The following is an 18,921-nucleotide window of genomic DNA, read 5'->3' as shown; positions in this document are numbered from 1 at the left end:
ATCAGATACCCCTAAAACTCATGAATATTGAATCATCACGCAGCACATCAGCTACGCACATGTCTTGATCAAAGCTTTGACCCAATTGATTCTCAGCCTCTTCTCAATACAAACTCATCATTAGGAATATCGATTTCAATCGACAGATTGTGCGTATTACCGAACTCATCGAAAGCGACAAAGTGAAAAGATTCAACTCTCACTTGATTAGTGTAAACATACTGCGGAGGCACACCTTTTATAACTGCCAACTCCCCCGAACGCTGGTTTACTTCAACCTTTCGCCACTCAGAAACATAGACATCCAACTCTGTTGCCCGAGAAGGAGCAATGACACCCACGAAGGACCTCGGCGCATCCCGCCCCAGAATCAAGCCTGTATCACAGAATAAAACAGGGTAGGTACCACCGACTTCGTACTGACGACTTTCCCAACGCAGCAGTTTTACTTGCTTGCCGCCTGGATACAGCCCCAAGTTGTATCGAAACAATAGATCGCCCTCAAACGATCCGCGGAGTTCATGCGACTGCCACGTAAATTGCTCTACGCCATAATCAGGGCTTTTTTCCGCATGAATCACAACACTTCTGGAAATCTTCCGGCCATCCGGATTCAGGGTGTTATTGCTTCGGTAAACCTTGCCCTGCACTGTCACTTCAGCAGCGATTTGAGCTTGCCCGTCGATTGCCGATGAAACCCAGAACCCTACGGGCGTTCCGCTGCTGCTCCCTGCGCTACCGGATTGAACGCCTCCGGGCACGTCATGGGTGTACCCGTTTTCGTAACGACTGGCATTCCAACCAGCCAGTGGCAGATTTTGATACGACTCACCTTCCAATGGCTGGCCATTGTGGAAATGAATCAGCTTTGCGGAGAATTGAAGCGGGGAAAGGTCGATTTCAACTGCATCACCATTTTCATCTACCGCTTCGACGAACACCCAGACGCGAACTTGCATCCGCCCATTGGCATACACTTTTTTCGATTCGACACCGGGTGCTTCGAAGCGGACCTCCAGTCTTGATAATCCGGATATGGATGGTTTGTTACTTTCTACCGAAGCAGTCAAGCCTTGAACATTACTCATGACGCATTCCTTGCTGGTTATTAATCGATTCAACGGGTCGTATCACCGATTAATAACAAGAAAAAATCAGCGCCTCAATGCAGTAATTACCACAAATTTAAACATGAAACTTTCCACCCAACCAATCACTTACAAAGTATTACAGCCGACTCAGTCCGAATCACCTTCACCAACTCCGCTGTCGTCCGAATCAGGCGCTTCCTGCCAATCGATTTCTTCACCCAGCGCACCATCAAATTGAATCATTATCTTTTTATCAAGACTTGAGTTCTCAATATAACTCTCAATGCGCGACCTGCAGGCTTCACTTAACGGATTACCCAACAAGTTGTAATTAACCTCTCGAGCATCTGAAACTTCAAACAGCTCATCCGGCAATGTGGTGATCTGATTGAATCTCAGATCGGCGAATGCCAACTGTTCAAGATCGAACAATCCAACAGGCACCTCCATCAAACCCGTGTTTTTCAAGTAGAGACTGTCCAACTGGCTCATGAAACGAACATCGGGGGGCAACCCAAGAGGGTTATGATCCAAGTGTAAAAGCGTCAAATCCTCCATATGCGCGAGGCCTTCGACCGCCGCCTCATTCAGCTCGATAGCACAGTCATCAAGGGTCAGCGTCTCCAGTGCCCTCATCTGATAGATTTCCATGGGCAAAGTCTCCAGCGCGAAGCCTGACAATGTCAGGTACCGCACACCCGGGAAGCTGGCGAGAAAGGAATGCCCGCCCAACCCGGCGCTGCTGCTCAAAGACAACTCACGAACATGGCTGAAGTCTGCCGACAACACCGGTAACTCACCGAGTATCTCCAGGTCGTAATCAAGCGTGGTCGGTGTGTAGCGGTTGGCCGTCGTCAGTCTGCGACTCCAATTTGCCTGCAACTCCTGCGCGAACAGCTTTCTGCCCTGGCGCTGAATAGAGAGTTCATTGTCTGTGAGCATCGATCCCGTGGCCGGATGACGGGGAGGCACGTCATTGCTCCACATCTCCAAATCATTGACCAACGTGACGTACTCATTCTCCAGGCGCGCAACGGCCAACACCTGCTCCCCGATCAATCGCTCGCTGCGTAGCGTCGTCATTTCTTCCTCGGAGAGCGTCGGGTACAGCGCTTGAAGCCGCTGCCCTACGGAGCGCACCGGCTCCGGTACGAAATCGCCACCGCCCAACAGATAGCCGGTACGCCCCACGGCCAGCCCCATGGGCGAACGAGCGTCCGCCTCCAAAGGCGGCTGTCCCAGCAGGGCCCGGGCTTGCGAGCGAGGCATCAGTGATTGTTGCCTGACCGCCTGCCGAAGCCCCACGCCCTGCCCGACATGAGGCAAACCCAACATCTGGCGTTGAACGTCGGGAAGGGCATGCTGGACGGCGCCGTAGAGATCGTCGAATGCGTGCAGCTCCTTGCCGAAGCCATCGTAGGCCTGGTACTGGCCATTCTGTCTGACCAGGACTTTGCGAATCGGGGCCTCGGAACCACCGATACTGTCCACCAACGCACCGTCAATGCTGCCCTCACGCACTTCGATTCGCACCTCTGGCGACCAGCCGTTCAGGCTTTCGAGCCTATGCAGCGCCAACCTGTCGGAGTCCGGATTTGCACTCGTCTCCAGATAAAGCCCTTCGTACGCCCTGCTCAGGCGCACTTCCCGCAGATAGAACAGCGCTTCATGCGCCATTCGCCGGGTGATTCCGAGGTTGTGCTGCATGTGCAGACGATCGGCAGCCGCTGCATGGCGCCATAATTCTTCAGCGATGGTTTTGGGCAGATCAGGAAAAATCCGGCGTATCTGCCGGGTGTTTTCATCACTGCTCAGCTCAAAGTGGCGTTCACTTGCCTCGAACAAACTGCCACGACTTTCCTGTGCCCAACTCGCGATTCTGAGTCGCAGCCGGGCGGCTCGCACATCGATCCCCGGCAATGAATCGCCAAACGCAGGGCTTTCACCCAGCAGTTTTTTCAGCTGTGCATCCTCAAGTGTTTCAACCACGCTCCGAACCACATCGCCGCTTCGCAGCTGGCTGTCCTGCAGGCTGGCGCCCTGAGCTTGCAGCAGTTGCACCTGCATCTGCGGATCGGCTTTCAAATACACCCGCGAATCGGTGCTTTGCATCTGCGCGATGAACGCCTGAATCTGCTGATCGAGTTTGAATCGCCGGATGGTGTCTTCGAGCAAGGCCGGGGGGCGCCGGGTATGAACGTGCATGTCGCGCAGCACTGCCTCGTCGATGCCGCTCACCGCCAGAATGCGTCCAGCCGTGACATCCGAAAACTCGGCCACCGAATGCCCCAGGCGACGAAACAGTTGCGCGCGCCGCCACTCCATGGGGCGATCAACCTCATGCGCCCACGCTCCTGCGCCGTTGTGAGCAAGTTGTGGTTTGTAGGCATCCGGCCTGTCCGGGTGGCGAATGCGATAGGCATCCCCGTCAGCCTCGGGCACCACTTCATAGGTTTTCCCATCAAGAGGCAGCACCCTCGCGCCCTGATGCCGATGCAAACCGAGCGCATCGGCCCGGGAGTCGGCCGGCAAGCGCACCGCACGCTCATACGTACTCAGATCGGGATTCCACAATCGTTGCTGGCCTGCCCCCATATCAACGACTTTCAAACGGCTGACGAAAGCGCCGGGGGCGACGGACAGCAGTTTGCCGACGGCCAGGCCGCCCAAGGCAAACGCGCCCAACTGGGCGACCGTTTCAGCAATGGACAGCAAATGCGCCGACGCTTCGATCAACTGCCCTTCGGCCCAATCAAGGATGCCGGTAAACGTGTCGTCCAGCAGTTGGTACAGGGTATAGGCCAACATCAGTTCGCCCAGAAACGGCACGAACGGGATCGCCGCCAGCGTCGCGACCTCCAGCACAACGGTGGCGACTTTTTCCAGGCGGTCCCATTGTTCCCAGCGCGACTTGCGGTCTTCGTCTGCGGTAGACACGGCCATGACGTGCGCGTCATTGAGGATCTGGTTCAACCTGGATTGGTACAGCCAGGTCCACAATTGCGGACCCACGCGCTGTGTTTGCATCCTGAGGTTGGGACGCGCATCGGGGGCTGCGGCGTTGAGCAAATTGAGCAACGCTGCGAAAAAGGCACCTCGTTGGTCGTGAGCGACAAATCGGGCAAAAAAACGCTGGTAATCGGTAGAGCGCAATTGTCGGGTCAGTTCGTCCACGAATTCGCGGGTGGAGGCATAGGTTTTCAGCGGGTGCTCAGGGTCATCGGGGATGTAGGCAATCACCGGTTCAACTTCGCGAGAATGTTCTGGATCCGCCGAGAACAGCACGATGCCGGTCAACGCCGTTCCCAGGAGGCTCAGTTGATACAAGCGCAGCGCTTTCGCGCCAGGCAATGGTGTTTTTTGCTCTGTGAGCAGGCCCAGCAATAGCGTCTGTTCAGCGTGCCCAATGTCCCCTTTCATTCGCGCCAGGAGTGTTGCCACCCTGAATCGATCCTGCTGACTGGCAACGACCTTGTGTGCCAGCATCGCTCTGGCCGCAGCATCCGCAGGTAATAACAGCGCCTCAAGTTGCTGGTTATAGCGCCCTCCGATATCAAGTTGTCGGCACAGCGAGGCAAATGCCGCGACAGACAAGCGACTATTAATTTGAAGGATATCGAACTGTCCGGCCGCATCGGGCTCAGTGATAAAACATGAAGCGCTGTCAAAGTAACGCGCTGCCACCTCCTTCATTTCGAAGTTATGCAAGGCAGCATCCAGAAGTGAAATCGTCGTCACTTCATAGCGGACCGGTAAGTCTTTGGGGACATAGAGTCGCAGGTACGTTTTCCTGACATCCAGTTCTATCTCGAACTGACTTTTCAGGGCCTCAACCAGCAACGGCTCGGCAAATGCGCGAACGTCGGCAAGGCCTTCAAACAGGCGGTCCACCCGGGTTTGCGAAACCCAGCTACGTTGAGTCGCCTGCTTCAAGGCCTCATGACTGGCGGCGGATGCCGAGCGGTACCAGTCCGGAAAAACAACCCCGGCGCTTTTCAATGCCAGGCGTCTTTCGGCAGGCGCACGAATCAACCAGTCGGGAATCGACTTTATTATCAACGTTTGATGCGCGTCGGGCTGCGCGTTTGTCGAGTCTGAATCAGACATGCAAGTAACCTTTTTAAACAGTGGAAAACCACAGCTTATTTAATTACTCGCCTGACAAACGCTACATATATACCGCAACTTTATAGGTCATTCGTGCCGTTCTTGACGAATGTAAGCATTGCCGCTCATTGCTCGTCGTTATAAACGAACTTTGGCATTTCCCAGTGAAAACGAATCGCCAACAACCGAAGCAAGAAGCCACCAAACAGGGTGATGAGAATGGCCTGTTCACCGGGCAGTTGCAGATAAATGCACAGCATGTAGCACCACGCCGCCGCGAAGGAGACGCTGGCGTAGAGTTCGCGGCGGAAGATCAGCGGGATGTCGTTGCAGAAGATGTCGCGCAGGATGCCGCCGAACACCCCGGTGATCACACCGCTGACCGAGGCCACCAGCATGCCGTGGCCCATTTCCAGCGCGGTCATGCAGCCGATCAGGGTGAACGCCACCAGCCCCACGGCGTCGAGCACCAGAAACAGTGAGCGCAGGTGGCGCATCCAGCGAGCCGTGAAAACAGTGACCATGGCCGCAACCGAGGTCAGCACCAGGTATTCCGGGTGTTTGACCCAGGTCAGCGGGTAGTGACCGAGCAGCACGTCGCGCACCGAACCGCCGCCCAACGCCGTGATGCAGGCGATCAGCACCACGCCAAACCAGTCCATGCCGCGACGGCCGGCAGACAGTGCGCCGGTCATGGCTTCGGCGGTGATGGCGATCAGGTAAAGCATCAGCAACATGGTGGCGGTCCTTGCAGGAAGGCGCGCAGTCTAGCCATTTAGGTGCAGCACCAAAAGGGGGCATTAACATGGATAAACCGCGCGACCTTCTTCGCGGGCAAACACCGCTCCCGCAGGTACAACGCAGCCCCTGTAGGAGCCAGCTTGCTGGCGATGGGGCCCTTGAGGACGCCATCGCCAGCAAGCTGGCTCCTACAGGTCCGTATTCCAGATTTAGAATTTGATGAAATGCTTGCGGTAGTGCTGCAGCTCGGCGATGGATTCGCGGATGTCGTCCAGCGCCAGGTGGGTGCTACCCTTTTTGAAGCTGTCGCGCACGTCCGGCGCCCAGCGTGCGGCCAACTCTTTCAGAGTCGAGACGTCGAGGTTGCGGTAGTGGAAGAAGCTTTCCAGGGATTTCATGTGCGTATAAAGGAAGCGGCGATCCTGGCAAATGCTGTTGCCACAGATCGGCGACTTGCCCTTCGGCACCCACTTCTCCAGGAAAGCGATGGTCTCGGCTTCCGCTTCGGCCATGCTGATGCGGCTGTCGCGCACGCGCTGGGTCAGGCCCGAGCCGCCGTGTTGACGGGTGTTCCACTCGTCCATGCCGGCGAGGATTTCATCGCTGTGGTGAATCGCGATCACCGGGCCTTCGGCCAAGGTGTTCAGATCACTGTCGGTGACGATGGTGGCCATCTCGATGATGACGTCGGTATCAGGGTTCAGACCGGTCATTTCCAGGTCGATCCAGATCAGATTCTGCGGGTTTTGCATGTGTCGGCTCCTAGGCAATGCTGCGCAGTTTAGCCTAGGGAGGTGGCCGGGCGTGCTAAACTCGCGGCCGTTTTACCTAATCGCTGCATTCTTGATACGGAACACCCATGGCCAAACGCCAACTCAATCGTCGTCAAAACTGGCGCATCGAAAAGATTCAGGGCGAACGCGCTGCCCGCGCCGCCAAACGCGAGTCCTCGGCTGTCGAAGCACTTGAGGGTGGCGACTTGGGTCCGGAACAGACCGGCCTGGTGATCGCACACTTCGGTGTGCAGGTCGAAGTCGAAGCACTCGATGGCGATTTGGCCGGCCAGGTGTTCCGCTGCCACTTGCGCGCCAACCTGCCGGCGCTGGTGACCGGCGATCAGGTGGTCTGGCGTGCCGGCAACCAGGGCATCGGGGTGATCGTGGCGCAACTGCCGCGCAAAACCGAACTCTGCCGCCCGGACAGTCGTGGCCAGCTCAAGCCGGTGGCCGCCAACGTCGACATGATCGTCATCGTCTTCGCGCCGCTGCCCGAGCCTCACGCCAATTTGATCGACCGCTATCTGGTCGCTGCGGAGCACGCCGGCATCCGGCCGTTGCTGCTGCTGAACAAATTCGACCTGATCGACGAGCAGAACGCCCCGGCGCTGAATGCCTTGCTCGCGGTTTACCGCACGCTGGGTTATCCGGTACTGGAAGTGTCGGCGCACCACGGCAATGGCATGGAGCAACTTCAGGAACAACTGGACGGACGCATCAGCGTATTCGTCGGCCAGTCCGGCGTCGGCAAGTCGTCGCTGGTCAACAGCCTGCTGCCGGAAGTCGAAACCCGCGTCGGCCCGTTGTCCGAGCTGTCCGGCCAGGGCACTCACACCACCACGACCGCGCGGCTGTTCCACTTCCCCGGTGGTGGTGAGTTGATCGACTCCCCGGGTATCCGCGAATTCGGCCTGGGCCACGTCAGCCGTTCCGACGTCGAAGCCGGTTTCATCGAGTTCAACGACCTGATCGGCACCTGCCGCTTCCGCGACTGCAAGCACGACCGCGAACCGGGTTGCGCCTTGCTCAAGGCGCTGGAAGAAGGTCGCGTGCAGCAGCAACGAATGAACAGCTATCGCTCGATCATCGCGAGTTTGCCGGAGAGCAGCTACTAGGCCGCTTCTCGCAGAAACAAAAAAAGCCGCGATCATCTCGCGGCTTTCTCATTTTCGGTGCACAGCCCTGCACATCCAAAGTGTCATGGCTGTCCTGGTGCCTGCAAATTCGACGTAGTTTGGCGACACCGGGACGAGCGCAATACCTGTAGGAGCTGGCTTGCCGGCGATTGCGTCCGCTCAGTCACGTACTTATTGCCTGACCCACCGCTATCGCCGGCAAGCCGGCTCCTACAGGGAATCGCGTTTGCTTTCGCTTCTCACCACTCATCAGGCCGAGCGTTAGCTCGCCTTCCGCTTTTGATCTGAGCGCCCCCTCGAGAGGCCGAGCGCAGGTTCTGCGCAGTGGGCAACCCGGCATGGATGGCCGATGGCGGCGGGCCCACGGAGCAGGACCGGAGCGAGGGCATGGCGAGCATTAGCGAGCCACCGAACGAAAGGGGCAAGAGCCTTTTGGTTACTTTGGGGCTTTTCCAAAGTGACTCGCTGTAAGAGCGAAACCATAGGCGGCCGTTACCGCAGGAATGGATATGTACACACCAAAAAACCCACGCCAGCCATAAGGCCGCCATCGCCAGCAAGCCGGCTCCTACAAGGGACCGCGCTCAAACTGAAAATGAAGTGACCTCCAAACCAAAGCAAAAAAAAGCCGACATCGCTGTCGGCTTTTTTGTGGGTCACTGCTTCGGCGGTTCAGCCGGTTTCGGTGCCGGGTCATCGAACAGATTCAAACGCTCGCGAAGCTCATGCGCCGGCAACGGTTCTTTATCCGCCGGCAATGCATTCGGATCGGCCGGCACTTCACCCGGGCCGCCCTGCCCTTGCGTCGGCTCCGGAGTCGGCTCCGCGCCTTGCGAACCTTCGATGGCACGCTGGGCTTTTTTGGTCAGCACGATGATGTCGATGCGGCGGTTGACCGGGTTGAGCGGGTTCTCGCGATCGAACAATGCCGACGAGGCATAACCGACCACGCGTGCGATCTGCTGCTCCGGATAACTGCCCGCCACCAGCGCACGACGTGCAGCGTTGGCACGGTTGGCTGAAAGCTCCCAGTTGCCGAAATCACCCTGGCCGCTGTACGGCTTGGCATCGGTGTGGCCGCTGATGCTGATCTTGTTCGGCACCGCTTTGATGGTGTCGGCCATGGCCAGCAGGATGTCTTCGAAGTACGGTTTCAGGCGCGCACTGCCGGAGTCGAACATCGGGCGGTTTTCGGCGTCCACGATCTGGATGCGCAAACCATCCGGCGTGATCTCGAACAGAATCTGGTCCTTGAATTTCTTCAGTTGCGGATTCTCTTCGACCTTGTTCTGCAGTTCTTGCAGCAACAGTTCGAGGCGTTCCTTCTCCACCATCTCGGCCATGCCTTCGACCTGTTCGGCGTCGACAGTCACCTTGTCCGGCTGCGGCTGGGATTTCACCTCGGGGTTGAGGGTGTTTTCCGGCGCCAGGGTCGGGGTGCCGCCCAGATCGATGATGTACGGCGTACCGCTTTCGGAAAAGCCGATCGGGTCTTTGAAGTAACCGGCGATGGCGAGTTTCTGTTCCGGTGTCGCGGTGGACAGCAGCCACAACACCAGGAAGAACGCCATCATCGCCGTCGCGAAGTCGGCGAAGGCGATTTTCCAGGCGCCCCCGTGATGCCCGCCGGCGATGCGCTTGACGCGCTTGATAATAATCGGCTGATTATTTTCCATGACTTAGCGACCGCGAACCGCTTGTTCCAGCTCAGCGAAGCTAGGACGGTGCGCCGGGTACAGAACCTTGCGCCCGAACTCTACCGCCAGCGATGGCGGCATGCCGGAAGCCGAAGCCACCAGCGAGGCCTTGATGGCTTCGTAGACGTTCAGCTCTTCCTTGGCGTCGTGGGCCAGGGAGTGGGCCAGCGGACCGAAGAAACCGTACGCCGCGAGAATACCGAAGAAGGTACCGACCAGTGCCGCACCCACGTGCAGACCAATGGATTTCTGGTCGCCTTCGCCCAGGGACGCCATGGTCACCACGATACCCAATACCGCCGCGACGATACCGAAGCCGGGCATGGCGTCGGCGATGCCGTTCACCGCGTGGGACGGGTGTTCGAGGTCTTCCTTGAGGTTGTAGAGTTCCATGTCGAACAGGCCTTCCAGCTCATGGGGAGCCATGTTGCCGGAGGACATGATGCGCAGGTAATCGCAGATGAACGCGGTCATGCGCTCGTCTTTGAGCACCGACGGGTACTTGGCGAAGATCGGGCTCGCGGCGGCATCTTCAATGTCGCCTTCGATGGCCATCATGCCTTCGCGGCGACTCTTGTTGAGGATCTCGTAGATCAGCCCCAACACTTCAAGATAGTAGCCGTGATTGAAACGCGATCCGAACATGCTCAAGGACTTCTTGAGCACGTGCAGGGTCATGTAACCGGGGTTGGCCTGGAGGAATGCACCAAGGGCCGCGCCACCGATGATCATCACCTCGAAGGGTTGAATCAGGGCGGCAATCTTGCCGTGGGAAAGCACGTATCCGCCGAGCACGCTCGCGAATACGACGATGATGCCGATTATTTTAGCCATAGGTAGGAGAGCACTTACTGAGTCGGGTTCAAGGTCATATTCGGAAGTTAAAAAATCTCTTCTTCTACTTATCGGCAAAACTGCGCCAGACTATAGCCAGTTCAGGCGAAAAGCCAATTTGGCCCACTTCGGGCATAGGTAATGCAGACGATGATCGCGTCCAACCATGGCTAACGAAACGAACGTTCCAACTCCAAAACCAAACACTCTCCAAGGCTGGGTAAAGCTTCTGGACGGCGTGCACCTGCCCGTTCCACAAGGCAGTCATGACCGGGTCTGCAAGGCCATCGGCGACAACCGCAGCTCGTTGCGCGATATCGCCGAGCTGATGCAGGACAGCCCCGCCCTGGCCTTGAGCGTGATTCGCGAAGCCAACCGGCACACCCACGGCAGCATGACCGAACCTGCGGAAAACCTTGAGGTGGCGATCAATCGCCTCGGTTTGAAGCGCACCGAAGAACTGCTCGCACGGCTGCCCGCGATACCGGAATCGGACATTCCCGTGGCCCTGCGCCAGTTGCAGATGATCAGCCAGCACGCGACGCAACAGGCCAACGGCTTTTTCGCCGCTCGCCTGGCGCGGCTGTGGCAGGACATCCACTGGGGCAGCCTGCTGTTTTTATCGCCGCTGTGGCCATTGGCGTTGACCCATCCGCAATTGCTCGAAGAATGGGAGCTGCGGGTCATCCATAAGGGCGAGTCCACACGTAAAGTCGAGAAACAATTATTCGGCGTACGCCTGCTGGAAATCGGTCAGGCCCTGGTGGAAATCTGGCACCTGCCGAACTGGGTGCAGCAGGGTTACAAGCTGTTACTCAATGAGCAACGGGAACTGGTGAAAGTCCTGCGCATCGCGCGCGACAGCGATCATCCATTGCGCCAGCAGAACCGTCTCGATGACGATCCGACGTTGCGCCGCTGGCTCAATCAGCCGGCCAACACGGTGTTGCTGGCCAACGGTCTGGCGCTGTCGGCACAGCACGCCTGGGACTGTCCGCACAGTGAACGCTGGCAGTACCTGACCAGCCTTTACCTGCAAATGCCGATGGACGAGGTGCAGCAGCAACTTCACCAGCAGGCCGCCAACAGTGCGCGCCAGCACGCCATGCCAGACCTCTGGCACCCCGCCGTCGCGCTGCTCTGGCCGCAGGGCATGAACCGTGTGCACGCCGGTTTGCTGCCAGCCCCGGCGCCGACCGCCGAGGACCTGGCCAAGTGGCGCAAACAATGCGCCGAGCTGCTGGTGGAGCCGAGTCGTTTCACCAATGCCATGCACTTGACCAACTCGGCCCGCGATGCACTGGTTGCATGTGGCATGCGCCGGGTGATGATCCTGATGGCCGACCGCACACACGCCAATCTGCGCGTGCACCAGATTGCCGGGTTGCCGAAAGAAACGGCCGGCCTGAATTTCGTGGTCAGCCAAAGCACCGTGCTGCAACGCCTGCTCTCGCAGCAAGCCCAGGTACGCCTGACCCCGGCCAACAACGCACAATTTTCGGCACTGCTGCCGGCCAGCCTGCGCTCGCAGTTCGGTGGCGAACACCTGCTGTTGCGCTCGCTGGTCAACAACGGCCGCGTGATCATGATCGTGGTGGCGGACCAGGGCGGCGGGCCGTTCTCCGAAATTACCGTGCAAGCCTTTGGCAAAACCGCGCAGTGCATCGAGAAAGCCCTGCACACCTTTAGCCATCGCGGCCAATGACCCGCTACAATCCTCCCCTTTGTGCTCTGGAGACCTCACATGTCTGACTTCTCTGGCTTGCCGCTGGTGATCGAACCGAGCGACTTGCTCTCTCGACTAGACGCCCGCGATCTGATTCTGGTGGACCTGACCAGCAGCGCCCGCTATGCCGAAGGGCATATTCCCGGCGCGCGCTTCGTCGATCCGAAACGCACGCAACTCGGCCAGCCACCGGCGCCGGGCCTGATGCCGCCGCAAGCGGCTCTCGAAGCGTTGTTCGGCGAGCTGGGCCACAACCCCGATGCGGTCTACGTCGTGTATGACGACGAAGGCGGCGGTTGGGCCGGGCGTTTTATCTGGTTGCTGGATGTCATCGGCCACCACAAGTATCACTATGTCGACGGCGGTCTGACGGCATGGCTGGCGGAAGGCTCGCCGATGTCGATCCAGATCCCGCCCGCGGTCGGCGGCCCGGTTGCGTTGACCCTGCACGACGAACCCACCGCCACCCGCGAATACCTGCAAAGCCGTCTCGGCGCCGCCGACCTGGCGATCTGGGATGCGCGCGGGCCGCTGGAGTACTCCGGCGAGAAAGTCCTGGCAGCCAAGGGCGGACACATCCCCGGCGCGGTCAACTTCGAGTGGACCGCAGGCATGGACCGGGCGCGCAACCTGCGCATCCGCTCGGACATGCCGCAGATCCTCGAACAACTCGGGATCAGCAAAGACAAAGAAGTGATTACCCACTGCCAGACTCACCACCGTTCTGGCTTCACCTATCTGGTGGCCAAGTCCCTCGGTTATCCGCGGGTCAAAGGCTACGCCGGCTCCTGGGGCGAATGGGGTAACCATCCCGATACGCCTGTAGAGATTTAAGGTTTTTAAGGACAGTTAATGAATAAGCGTTTGTTTATCCTCAGCCAATACCTGCTGCCCCACCACTTGCTCTCGCGACTGGCCGGCTGCATCGCCGAATGCCGTGTGCGCTGGTTCAAGAATGCGTTCACTGCGTGGTTCGCCAAGCGTTATCAGGTGGACATGTCCCAGGCCCTGGTCGAAGACTTGACCGCCTACGAGCATTTCAACGCGTTCTTCACCCGCGCCTTGAAAGACGGCGCTCGTCCGCTGGACGAAACACCGGGCGCCATCCTCAGCCCGGCCGACGGCGCGGTCAGCCAGCTCGGCCCGATCGAGCACGGCCGCGTGTTCCAGGCCAAGGGCCACAGCTTCAGCGTGCTGGAACTGCTGGGTGGTGACGCGGCCAACGCAGCGCCGTTCATGGGCGGTGATTTCGCGACGATTTACCTGTCGCCGAAGGACTACCACCGCGTGCACATGCCGCTGGCCGGCACCCTGCGCGAGATGGTCTACATTCCGGGGCGGATTTTCTCGGTCAACCAGACCACTGCGGAAAACGTTCCGGAGCTGTTCGCCCGCAACGAGCGTGTGGCGTGCATTTTTGACACCGAGCGCGGGCCGATGGCCGTGGTGCTGGTGGGCGCGATGATCGTGGCGTCGATCGAAACGGTGTGGGCTGGTTTGGTGACCCCGCCGAAACGCGAGCTGAAAACCTTCCGCTACGACGAAGCTGCCCGTGCGCCGATCCACCTGGAGAAAGGTGCGGAACTGGGTCGTTTCAAACTGGGTTCGACGGCTGTTGTGCTGTTCGGCCCGGATCAAGTGCAGTGGGCTGAAGAACTGGCGGCCGGTTCGCCGGTGCAGATGGGCCAGGGCATGGGCCTGCCGAAAGCCTGATCCACCTCGATCACCTGTGGGAGCGAGCCTGCTCGCGATGAACCTGAGAACGACGCGGGGTGTCAGACCCGGCGCGTTATCGTTGGCGACCATCGCCAGCAAGCTGGCTCCTACAGAAATCATTCAACGTCGCCCTCCCCCGGGACATAGCTGCTAAAGTCTGGTCATTCACTGCCCATTTCCCGGTTGGAGTTTGTCCACCGCATGAATGAGACCAGTCCCCACCGTCTGCTGCGCGCCCCTGTCCCCGCACAGTTGCGCCTGTCGTTCTGCGAAGCCACCCCGCGCGACCTCAAGCGCTGGATCGCCAACCTGCCCAAAGCCAACATCGGCGAAACCGCACGCCAGCTCTATCAGGGCTTGAGCGAACTGAACCAGTTACTGACACCCAGCGACAATCGCCTGCTATTGCTCGAACTGCTAAGGCCCGAGGTGTATTACGTCTGCAAACACCTGGAGCGGCATTTCCTGCACCAGTCGATTGCCCTCGACGAGCGTTCAAGCAAGATCGCCAACCTCTGCCAGGCGCTGCAAAGCCACTTGGCGATCGGCTATAAACAGATCGTCGTGCGCATCACGCCGCGCTTCAGCAAGGACCGTGCGCCACTGCTGGCCCAGGCGTTACAACGGGCGATGCATTGCCTCAACGGGTCGCTGATCCGCGCCACCCAACTCTATTGCCCGGTGCCGGAAGGCGTGTGGCTGGAGCTGCACCAGCTGTATCGAATCGCCTGTAGCCTTCGGCTGCAGCATCTGAACCTGCGCGATGAATTGGCGAGTCAGACGCAAAACCTGAGCATCGAACAGACGTACGTGGTCGCCCTGCTAGTGGGCGCCGCACGTTGCAATCAACTGCGCCAGAACCAGATCGCGCGGCTCGCCGAAGTGCTGGAGCCGTGGAGCAAACTGATCAAGCTGCAACCGGAAACACCGGCCGATGGATTGTTTGCCACCGCCCCGGAACTCGACATCGGGCCGCGTTACCGCGCGAAATTCCGGCCCGGGCAACAGGAGCGTTTGCTGGGGTTCGATCCGCAGCCGCTGGTCGCAGCCATCGATGCCCATTTGGAAAAAAACGACGGTGAGTCGCCACTCCCGGTGCCGGCAGGTCTGAGCCTGGATACGCTGCAACACCTGAGGGCCGCGTGGGGGCAGGCGGTCGAGCGCAGTTTCCAGCGCACCGCCAGTCAAGGCACCTTGACCTTGTGCGTGGGCATGAGCGCGCTGCATTTCTATCTGGGCGGGCAGCGCCCGTTCAGCGAAATCCTGAAAAACCCCGGCGCCCGCCGTGCGCAGTTCACGGCGATATCGCCCGCGCTCCGGGAAAAAGACCAATGGAGCCATGCCTTCGACGCAGCACCCCACGGCACCGCTGACACGCTGCTGCCCTACGAAGAAATCGAATACCGGCAGCTGCAGAATGACGACAGTCACGAAGCCAGCGACCGCCACTTTCCGACGTACGTCCTGCCCGTGATCAATCACAGCCCGGGCGGTTATTGCCTGGCCTGGCCTGACGCTGTACCTGCCGAGTTACAGGCTGGCGAGATGGTCGGCATCGAGGACACGGCGGGCGCAGGCTGGAGCATTGCGGTGGTGCGCTGGATCCGCCAGGTTCGCGGCGGCGGCACGCAGATGGGCATCGAGCAAGTCGCGCCATACGCCGAACCTTGCGGCCTGCAACTGGTGCGCACCCGGGACGACCACAGTCACTACCTGCGCGGCCTGTTACTGCCGGCCATCAGCGCGATAGATTTACCGGCCACCCTGCTCGCTCCGCGCCTGCCGTTCCAGGAAGGGCACAAGGTGCTGATCAACACCAACGGCGAGGAGCGCCGGGCCGGACTGGATCGGCGGGTGTCGAGCACCAACAGCTTCAATCAGTTTGCGTATCGGTCGCTGGAGGCCGCCAGAAACGACAACGCCGCGGGGAGCGGCGTGGTTGGTGTCGAGGAAGAGTTTGATTCGTTGTGGCAGACGCTTTGAGGGTGAAGTCCTGAGACCGCGGTGCGTCCTTCGCGGGCAAGCCTCGCTCCTACAGGGGTACGCAATTACCTGTAGGAGCGAGGCTTGCCCGCGAAGAGGCCCTATCAGTCAATACAAGACTCAGAGCTGCCCGTCACGATCCCGAAAACCCAGCAAATACAGCACGCCATCCAGCCCCAACGTGGAGATCGCCTGCTTCGCCGATTGCTTGACCAGCGGCTTGGCGCGGAATGCCACGCCCAACCCGGCAATCGCCAGCATCGGCAAATCGTTGGCGCCGTCACCGACTGCAATGGTCTGCTCCAGACGCAAGCCTTCCTTGTGCGCCAGCTCCTTCAGCAGATCCGCCTTGCGCTGCGCATCGACAATCGGCTCGACCGCCACGCCAGTGACCTTGCCATCTACCACTTCCAGCTCGTTGGCGAACACGTAGTCAATGCCCAGCTTGGCCTGCAATTGCTTGGCGAAGTAGGTGAAGCCGCCCGACAAAATCGCGGTCTTGTAGCCCAGACGCTTGAGCTCGGCGAACAGGGTTTCGGCGCCCTCGGTCAGGCGCAGCGAGGCGCCGATCGAATCCAGCACGCTGACATCCAGCCCTTTGAGCAACGCCAGGCGTTCCTTGAAGCTGGCACGGAAATCCAGCTCGCCGGCCATCGCCCGCTCGGTAATCTCCGAAACCTGATCGCCCACACCGGCCGCCTTGGCCAGTTCGTCGATGACTTCGGCTTCGATCAGCGTCGAGTCCATGTCAAACACCGCCAGACGACGGTTGCGGCGGAACAGCGAATCTTCCTGGAAGGCGATGTCGACGTTCAATTCCTGGGCGACGCTGAGGAATTCCGCTCGTAGCGCTTGCGGATCCGCCGCTTCGCCACGCACGGAAAACTCGATGCAGCCCTTGCCTTTATCGGCCGGGGTATCCAGCGGCATGCGCCCGGACAGGCGATCGATGTGGTCGATGTTCAGGCCATATTTGGCGGTGATCGAGCTCACGGCCTGCAATTGCCCGGCAGTCACTTTGCGGGTCAATAGCGTCACGATGTGGCGTTTTTTGCCCTGATTACCGACCCATTGCTGGTAATCCTCTTCGGACACCGGCGTGAAACGCACCTGTTGGTCAAGCTCATAGCCCTTGAACAGGATGTCCTTGAGCACCGACTTGCCTTGTTCGGTGTCAGGAATTTCAACCAGGATGCCGAACGACAAGGTGTCGTGGATCACCGCCTGACCGATGTCGAGAATGTTCACACCACCCTGGGCCAGAACGCCGGTAATGGCCGCGGTCAGACCCGGACGGTCCTCACCAGTGATGTTTATCAGGACGATTTCGCGCAAGGCGCACCCCCGCAGGTGGAAAAAAACCGCATTCTACCCACTTTCAGTGACCATCGGGCACCGTGAGCGCTTTGCCGGTCTAGGGCCTGTCGCTATACTGCGCGTCAACTTCACGGACAAAAGAGCCGAGCTCAAGTGAACCGGCCCACGCCAGTTAAAACCGATAACTTCTTTCTGCTGATCTTCCGTGCACTGCGCCACCGCCGTGTACCGATTGCATTGCGCATCGCCAGCCATAACGTGATCCTGGTCGCTCTGGCCCTGGTGATCTACGCCTGCGTGATGGGTTTGCAGTTCAAGCAGGCCATGCACGAGCAGGCAGATGCGCTGGGCGAAAGCCTGACCACGCAGACCGCCACGTCCGCCACGGAGCTGTTGGTGTCCAACGACATCCTCAGCCTCAACGTGCTGCTCAACAACCTGACCAAGAACAAGCTGGTGGCCCACGCCGCCATTTATAGCGTGGACAACCGCATCCTCGCCGAAGCCGGTCAGCGTCCCAAGCACGGCCTGCTGGGCGAAGCCGAGGGCATGTACCAGAGCAAGATCACCTTCCAGGACGTGACCGCCGGGCAACTGCGCATCAGCCTGGACATGGATCAGTTCCAGCAGCCGATGACCATCAGCCTGCAAAGCATGGGCATCTTGAGTGCGATTCTGTTGGCACTGTCGCTGGCCTTGAGCCTGCGCCTGGGTCGGCACATCTCCACGCCGCTGCTGCAATTGCGCGTGTGGCTGCGCAACATCGACGAATACACCCCGGCCACCGACCGCCAGGATGAAATCGGCGACCTGGCTCGCCAGCTGCACGCCAACTTCGCGCCGGAACCGGCCGAGCCGGAGCCCGCAACGGAACCTGAGTTCGACGACGTCGATTACGACGATGACGCCGAGCCGTCCTTCGAAGTGCGCAACCTGCGCGACCCGAGTTTCGACGAGACCAAGCCTGTCGCTAGCCTCAAACCTGCGCCACGGCACATCGTCAGCACCGTCGAAGACGAAGATGACGACGATGCGTTTGCCGATTTGCGTGACGAATCGACAGCCGCGAAACCAGTAGTCAGAGCGCCAGTATCGAACGTGCCGCAACACAGCGCAGTGCTGGCCGTGCAACTGGGCGCCCAGGATCAATTGCGCCGCCTGCCACGGGCGCGCCTGGAAGAACTGCTCAAACGTTATCGCGATTGCCTCGATCAGGCGGCCTCGCTCTATGAGGGCGAACTGCACAGCCTGAACGATGGCAGCACGCTGATGGTGTTCCACACCGAGGACAGCGGCGACGACTACCTGACCAACGCCATCTGCTGCGGCGAGTTGCTGCGAGCCCTGGGCCATCAGTTGCAGATCGAAGTCGCCGACAGCGGCATCACCCTGCAATTGCAGCTGGGCGTGACCTTGGGTGATGAGCTGTTCGGTCTAAGCCAGATCGACCTGTTGCTGACCGAAACCGCCCAGGACGCCCTGGCCCTGTCGCAACACAGCCGCAATCTGCTGCTGGTGGAGCGCAAGATCAGTGACGACGCGCTGATTCGCCAGCGCGCGCGAATCCGCCCGATTGCCAGCCCTGAGGGTGCGTGCTGCGTGGAGCGGTTGATGGAGCCTTATCCGTCGATGCTGGAGCGACAGTTGGCGCGGATGCATGAGCGTCGGGCGTAAGCCTTAGCCCGGATGTGAAGAAGCCCGCAGACAAGTGATTGTCTGCGGGCTTTTTTGTTGCCTGCCCCGCCGCCTTCGCGGGCAAGCCTCGCTCCTACAGGTTTCGAGTGGTTCGCGCGATTT

At 59.5% G+C, this 18,921-nt stretch carries 13 protein-coding genes; 6 read left to right on the top strand and 7 right to left on the bottom strand.

From position 1 onward, the window contains the following. Positions 1 to 92: 92 nt before the first annotated feature. From J4E42_RS04840 to orn, 4 genes are all read right to left on the bottom strand, one after another. Entirely contained in the window at positions 93 to 1,088 is a 996-nt protein-coding gene (locus J4E42_RS04840) for a hypothetical protein (RefSeq protein ID WP_207284723.1), read from the bottom strand. A 150-nt stretch (positions 1,089 to 1,238) separates the two neighbouring features. Continuing rightward, complete coding sequence (locus J4E42_RS04835) at positions 1,239 to 5,198, bottom strand: dermonecrotic toxin domain-containing protein (RefSeq protein WP_207284722.1); 3,960 nt, start codon at positions 5,196 to 5,198, stop codon at positions 1,239 to 1,241. Between the two features lie 125 nt (positions 5,199 to 5,323). Then, the gene (locus J4E42_RS04830; protein ID WP_008035291.1) at positions 5,324 to 5,935 is read right to left on the bottom strand and encodes a trimeric intracellular cation channel family protein; all 612 of its coding nucleotides are present in this window, start codon (positions 5,933 to 5,935) and stop codon (positions 5,324 to 5,326) included. A 213-nt stretch (positions 5,936 to 6,148) separates the two neighbouring features. Beyond that, positions 6,149 to 6,691 carry an oligoribonuclease gene (gene orn / locus J4E42_RS04825; RefSeq protein ID WP_008035288.1) on the bottom strand — a complete coding sequence of 181 codons (543 nt, stop codon included), beginning with the start codon at positions 6,689 to 6,691 and terminating at the stop codon, positions 6,149 to 6,151. Positions 6,692 to 6,798: 107 nt separating this feature from the next. On the opposite strand from orn, the gene rsgA reads away from it, so the two are divergent. Beyond that, a complete protein-coding gene (gene rsgA / locus J4E42_RS04820) occupies positions 6,799 to 7,830 on the top strand; it encodes a small ribosomal subunit biogenesis GTPase RsgA (protein ID WP_008035286.1) in 1,032 nt (343 codons plus the stop codon). 677 nt (positions 7,831 to 8,507) lie between these two features. On the opposite strand, the gene motB is transcribed toward rsgA, so the two are convergent. Further along, positions 8,508 to 9,527 (bottom strand): flagellar motor protein MotB, encoded by a 1,020-nt coding sequence (motB, locus tag J4E42_RS04815; protein WP_192226918.1) that lies wholly within the window; start codon positions 9,525 to 9,527, stop codon positions 8,508 to 8,510. Positions 9,528 to 9,530: 3 nt separating this feature from the next. Next, positions 9,531 to 10,382, bottom strand: coding sequence for a flagellar motor stator protein MotA (motA, locus tag J4E42_RS04810; protein WP_008027935.1), 852 nt, complete (start codon positions 10,380 to 10,382; stop codon positions 9,531 to 9,533). A 166-nt stretch (positions 10,383 to 10,548) separates the two neighbouring features. Here motA and J4E42_RS04805 point away from each other — a divergent pair, with 166 nt between their 5' ends. From J4E42_RS04805 to J4E42_RS04790, 4 genes are all read left to right on the top strand, one after another. Further along, positions 10,549 to 12,087 (top strand): HDOD domain-containing protein, encoded by a 1,539-nt coding sequence (locus tag J4E42_RS04805; RefSeq protein ID WP_207284721.1) that lies wholly within the window; start codon positions 10,549 to 10,551, stop codon positions 12,085 to 12,087. A 39-nt stretch (positions 12,088 to 12,126) separates the two neighbouring features. Then, positions 12,127 to 12,942, top strand: coding sequence for a rhodanese-like domain-containing protein (locus J4E42_RS04800; protein WP_008027926.1), 816 nt, complete (start codon positions 12,127 to 12,129; stop codon positions 12,940 to 12,942). An 18-nt stretch (positions 12,943 to 12,960) separates the two neighbouring features. Then, positions 12,961 to 13,821 (top strand): archaetidylserine decarboxylase, encoded by an 861-nt coding sequence (asd, locus tag J4E42_RS04795; RefSeq protein WP_008040415.1) that lies wholly within the window; start codon positions 12,961 to 12,963, stop codon positions 13,819 to 13,821. 204 nt (positions 13,822 to 14,025) lie between these two features. Beyond that, positions 14,026 to 15,807 carry a molecular chaperone gene (locus tag J4E42_RS04790; RefSeq protein WP_207284720.1) on the top strand — a complete coding sequence of 594 codons (1,782 nt, stop codon included), beginning with the start codon at positions 14,026 to 14,028 and terminating at the stop codon, positions 15,805 to 15,807. 120 nt (positions 15,808 to 15,927) lie between these two features. Here the strand turns inward: J4E42_RS04790 and serB are convergent, their stop codons facing one another. Beyond that, on the bottom strand, positions 15,928 to 17,142 hold the full coding sequence (gene serB / locus J4E42_RS04785) for a phosphoserine phosphatase SerB (RefSeq protein ID WP_008027919.1): 1,215 nt from the start codon (positions 17,140 to 17,142) through the stop codon (positions 15,928 to 15,930). A gap of 135 nt (positions 17,143 to 17,277) precedes the next feature. Here serB and J4E42_RS04780 point away from each other — a divergent pair, with 135 nt between their 5' ends. Further along, entirely contained in the window at positions 17,278 to 18,798 is a 1,521-nt protein-coding gene (locus tag J4E42_RS04780) for an AhpA/YtjB family protein (protein ID WP_207284719.1), read from the top strand. The last annotated feature ends 123 nt before the right edge of the window (positions 18,799 to 18,921 follow it).

The organism is Pseudomonas sp. FW300-N2A2 (assembly GCF_017351735.1).
In the GTDB taxonomy this organism is placed as follows: Bacteria; Pseudomonadota; Gammaproteobacteria; order Pseudomonadales; family Pseudomonadaceae; genus Aquipseudomonas; species Aquipseudomonas migulae.
Note: the sequence above shows the minus strand (reverse complement) of the source record. Positions and strands in the feature narration are given on the sequence as shown.

Bases quoted from the DNA above. Each gene is read 5' to 3' on its own strand.
- J4E42_RS04840 (WP_207284723.1), bottom strand. From the start codon at position 1,088: ATGAGTAATGTTCAAGGCTTGACTGCTTCGGTAGAAAGTAACAAACCA.
- J4E42_RS04835 (WP_207284722.1), bottom strand. From the start codon at position 5,198: ATGTCTGATTCAGACTCGACAAACGCGCAGCCCGACGCGCATCAAACG.
- J4E42_RS04830 (WP_008035291.1), bottom strand. From the start codon at position 5,935: ATGTTGCTGATGCTTTACCTGATCGCCATCACCGCCGAAGCCATGACC.
- orn (WP_008035288.1), bottom strand. From the start codon at position 6,691: ATGCAAAACCCGCAGAATCTGATCTGGATCGACCTGGAAATGACCGGT.
- rsgA (WP_008035286.1), top strand. From the start codon at position 6,799: ATGGCCAAACGCCAACTCAATCGTCGTCAAAACTGGCGCATCGAAAAG.
- motB (WP_192226918.1), bottom strand. From the start codon at position 9,527: ATGGAAAATAATCAGCCGATTATTATCAAGCGCGTCAAGCGCATCGCC.
- motA (WP_008027935.1), bottom strand. From the start codon at position 10,382: ATGGCTAAAATAATCGGCATCATCGTCGTATTCGCGAGCGTGCTCGGC.
- J4E42_RS04805 (WP_207284721.1), top strand. From the start codon at position 10,549: ATGGCTAACGAAACGAACGTTCCAACTCCAAAACCAAACACTCTCCAA.
- J4E42_RS04800 (WP_008027926.1), top strand. From the start codon at position 12,127: ATGTCTGACTTCTCTGGCTTGCCGCTGGTGATCGAACCGAGCGACTTG.
- asd (WP_008040415.1), top strand. From the start codon at position 12,961: ATGAATAAGCGTTTGTTTATCCTCAGCCAATACCTGCTGCCCCACCAC.
- J4E42_RS04790 (WP_207284720.1), top strand. From the start codon at position 14,026: ATGAATGAGACCAGTCCCCACCGTCTGCTGCGCGCCCCTGTCCCCGCA.